Source organism: Mesorhizobium sp. M7A.F.Ca.MR.362.00.0.0, from assembly GCF_004023175.1.
GTDB lineage: Bacteria > Pseudomonadota > Alphaproteobacteria > Rhizobiales > Rhizobiaceae > Mesorhizobium.
On the sequence record NZ_RZTF01000562.1, the window covers coordinates 1 to 3088 of the forward strand.

The 3088-nt window shown below is 58.4% G+C and carries 5 protein-coding genes; 3 read left to right on the plus strand and 2 right to left on the minus strand.

Going from position 1 to position 3088, the window contains the following annotated elements; all coding sequences use genetic code 11:
* On the plus strand, window positions 1-450 hold a 450-nt coding region (locus EOC06_RS35140), incomplete at its 5' end, for a multicopper oxidase domain-containing protein (RefSeq protein WP_164898926.1).
* A 56-nt stretch (window positions 451-506) separates the two neighbouring features.
* On the opposite strand, the gene EOC06_RS35145 is transcribed toward EOC06_RS35140, so the two are convergent.
* Both EOC06_RS35145 and EOC06_RS35150 read right to left on the minus strand, forming a co-directional pair.
* Window positions 507-665 (minus strand): hypothetical protein, encoded by a 159-nt coding sequence (locus EOC06_RS35145; RefSeq protein WP_081738677.1) that lies wholly within the window; start codon window positions 663-665, stop codon window positions 507-509.
* A 150-nt stretch (window positions 666-815) separates the two neighbouring features.
* On the minus strand, window positions 816-1043 hold the full coding sequence (locus EOC06_RS35150; protein WP_127329020.1) for a hypothetical protein: 228 nt from the start codon (window positions 1041-1043) through the stop codon (window positions 816-818).
* A 253-nt stretch (window positions 1044-1296) separates the two neighbouring features.
* On the opposite strand from EOC06_RS35150, the gene EOC06_RS35155 reads away from it, so the two are divergent.
* The gene (locus EOC06_RS35155; protein WP_127322666.1) at window positions 1297-1692 is read left to right on the plus strand and encodes a hypothetical protein; all 396 of its coding nucleotides are present in this window, start codon (window positions 1297-1299) and stop codon (window positions 1690-1692) included.
* Window positions 1693-1744: 52 nt separating this feature from the next.
* Window positions 1745-2935 carry an NADH-quinone oxidoreductase subunit D gene (locus EOC06_RS35160; protein ID WP_128309968.1) on the plus strand — a complete coding sequence of 397 codons (1191 nt, stop codon included), beginning with the start codon at window positions 1745-1747 and terminating at the stop codon, window positions 2933-2935.
* The last annotated feature ends 153 nt before the right edge of the window (window positions 2936-3088 follow it).

Here is a 3088-nt window from a genome sequence, read left to right on the forward strand (position 1 = left end):
GTTCCGGCTGACCACGACTATGTCATCGAACTTCAGGAATGGCTGGTGCGCGATGGGCTGACTTATCCGTCGATGCCCATGGAAGGCGGCATGCCGAACTTCTTCACCATCAACGGCAAAGCCTATCCCGCAACCGACACCATTCCTATGAAGGTGGGCGAGACGCTGAAGGTGCGTTTCATCGGCACCAACAACGGCTTCGTCCATCCAATGCATATCCATGGCGGACCCTTCGAGGTCGTCGCCCGTGACGGTGAGACGCTTTCTGCCTCGGCACGCTTCCTAGCTGATACCATCAATGTCGGACCGGGACAGCGCTATGACGTCGTGTGGAAGGCGCTACGTCCGGGCAAGTGGCTCATTCACTGCCACATCCCGCATCACACGACGAACAACAATGTCGAGGAGAAGGGCGGCGGCGGGCTGATGGTGGTCATCGAGGTCGGCTAGATCTGCCAACCCCTTGCGAATTTGCCGATGTCATCCGGAGGCCGCGTCGTTGCGGGCTACTTCTTGATAATGGTTCCGTTGCGCAAGTCGAATGCCTCGGTACCGCGAGCCTGGCGGTAGAAATCGTCCTGCAATTCGCCCCACTCGCCGAGAAAGGCGCCGCAATTGCTGCAATGAATTGGCGTCGATTCCTTGGCGTTGTCGGGAATGTCCATTTGGATAGTCCCACAAGCCTTGCAATCGAGTTTGTCGTCCAGCCGTCGTCCCATTTCCCAATGATTGCGCATTTTCGGCCATGAGCCAATTGTCGATTTCGTACCAAATCGCTTCAACCACCGGTGAGTCCTCCAGCCATGGCTCATCGGTCAATCGCGAGAGTCAAAAAGGACGGCCAGCCCCAGTTCCCGTGCCAGCTCGACGATCGTCTCCATCAACTCATCGTCTGTATCCTGCAAATAAGGCGCGTTCCTGCGAGCGGCCTCTATCGCCGCTTTGACCGAAACGATGTCGCCGTATCGCGCACTTCGAAGCTCCTCTGCCAGAAATGCCTTGGCGGTACCGACAGGTCTTATTGCCCATCTGGCGATGCTCATGCGGCTCCCTCCCATGGTCACCTCTGCTTTATTTTGGTCCTGTCCAAGGTGCAGATCAATCGATGGTACGATTCCGTACGCAACCGCTCAGCCGTTTGGGAGACAGCCATATGACGTCGTCTTGGCCATGGTTCGTTCGGCGTCTCCCAGGGTGGGTGGACGCGAAATTGCCCAGTGTGACCAGCCCCGCGGGAACCATCGCTCAGCATGGGGGTTTCTTCAAAATCTCCCTCGAAGGATGCAAAGAGCGACCATGCGCATGTTGACGATAGCTGTCGCACTTTCCGGGGCGGTCATCATTCAGCCCGTCTACGCCCAAACTGTTGGACCGCAGCTTCCCCAGGTGACGCCACCGCAGGGCGAAGTGCAACCGGAGCAGGCGCTGCCAGATCCAGGCTCTGCTGATTTGAATTTCACCGGCGTTGCCATTGTCGCCGTCGAGGATCTGCCTGACGAAATCAAGGCGCAGGCGGATGCCGTGATCAATCAGACCAGCGCCGAAGATTTGCTACGCCTGCAAAACTCAGTCGATGCTTCGCCTCAAGCGACATCGGCCTTGAGGGCGAATGGGCTCAATTCCTCGCAGGTTGTCGCTGCAAACATAGATGGCGATGGCACCCTCACGCTGATCATTCAGACGACGACTTGAGGCGCCGAACCATTCGCATCACGCCTTGCCCCGACAGTCGCGGAGAGCAGCAATGGTCGAAGCCGCCGTTCGCAACTTCACCATCAATTTCGGGCCCCAGCATCCCTCGGCCCACGGTGTTCTTCGGCTGGTGCTCGAACTGGACGGCGAGATCGTCGAGCGTGCCGATCCGCATATTGGCTTACTGCATCGCGGCACCGAAAAACTCATAGAGCACAAGAACTATTTGCAAGCGCTGCCCTATTTCGACCGGCTCGACTATGTCGCGCCGATGAACCAGGAGCATGCGTTCTGCCTCGCTGCCGAAAAACTGCTCGAAATCAGCGTTCCAAAGCGTGGACAACTCGTCCGTGTTCTCTTTTGCGAAATCGGCCGGCTTCTGTCGCATCTCCTCAATGTCACGACGCAGGCCATGGATATCGGCGCGCTGACGCCGCCGCTTTGGGGGTTTGCGGAGCGGGAAAAGCTGATGGTTTTTTACGAGCGCGCCTCCGGCGCCCGCATGCATGCGAATTATTTCAGAATCGGCGGCGTGCACCAGGATATGCCTCCGAAGCTTCTCGACGACATCTGGGCTTTCTGCGATCCGTTCCTCAAAGTCTGTGACAACCTCGACGAATTGCTCACCGGCAGCCGTATCTTCAAGCAGCGCAATGTCGATGTGGGCGTAATCGGGCTGGAGGATGCCTGGGCCTGGGGATTTTCCGGCGTGATGGTGCGCGGATCGGGCGCCGCATGGGATTTGCGCAAGGCACAGCCATACGAATGTTACCCGGACATGGATTTCGACATTCCCGTCGGAAAGAACGGAGACTGCTATGACCGCTACCTGGTCCGCATGGAGGAGATGCGCCAGTCGGTGCGGATCATGAAGCAATGCCTGGAAAAACTGCGGTCACCCGAAGGCCAGGGGCCGGTCGCGCTTCCAAACCAGAAGATCACGCCGCCGCGGCGCGCCACGATGAAACGCTCGATGGAGGCGACCATCCAGCATTTCAAACTTTATACCGAGGGGCATCGCGTGCCGGCCGGAGAAGTCTACGCCGCGGTTGAAGCGCCAAAGGGAGAATTCGGTGTTTATCTGGTTTCCGACGGGGGCAATGTTCCTTACCGGTGCAAGATACGCGCGCCATCCTTCGCCCATCTGCAGGCGATGGATTTCCTGTCTCGAGGGCACATGATCGCCGACGTTGCCGCCATCATCGGATCGCTCGACATCGTGTTTGGCGAGATCGATCGTTAGCCGTCCGAAGGTGTGCTTTGCCCCGCGATAAAGAAACTCCCCTTCGCGTGGATGGGAGGCTCTTCATTCTCGTCGGGATTGGGCAGCGGGGTCTCGTCCGGGAGCCTTTCCGGTTCGGGTTCCTCGATCGGCTCGGGCTTCCATGTTGGAGGC